The following is a 314-nucleotide window of genomic DNA, read 5'->3' as shown; positions in this document are numbered from 1 at the left end:
GCTGAAAAATCAACGCGCGGTACTATTCTAGCTGTTGGCAAAGGCCGCATTTTAGAAAATGGTTCAGTACAACCATTGGACGTTAAAGTTGGCGATACTGTTATCTTTTCTGAAGGCTACGGCACTAAAACTGAAAAGATCGACGGCAAAGAAGTTCTGATCATGTCTGAAAACGACATCATGGCGATCGTTGAGTAATCCGACCCATAAAACTGAACTGATTTAATAAAGAATTTTAAAGGAAATTAAGATGGCTGCTAAAGACGTTAAATTTGGTAACGACGCACGTATTAAAATGCTAGAAGGTGTAAACG

At 39.2% G+C, this 314-nt stretch carries 1 protein-coding gene; it reads left to right on the top strand.

What is annotated here, in order from left to right; all coding sequences use genetic code 11:
* The coding region (locus tag AB4512_RS25380; protein ID WP_372176229.1) for a co-chaperone GroES at window positions 1–198 on the top strand (198 nt) is incomplete at its 5' end.
* Between the last annotated feature and the right edge of the window lie 116 nt (window positions 199–314).

Source organism: Vibrio sp. 10N.222.52.B7 (genome assembly GCF_041474275.1).
GTDB classification, from domain to species: domain Bacteria; phylum Pseudomonadota; class Gammaproteobacteria; order Enterobacterales; family Vibrionaceae; genus Vibrio; species Vibrio crassostreae_C.
This window is presented reverse-complemented; position numbering and strand designations above follow the sequence as displayed.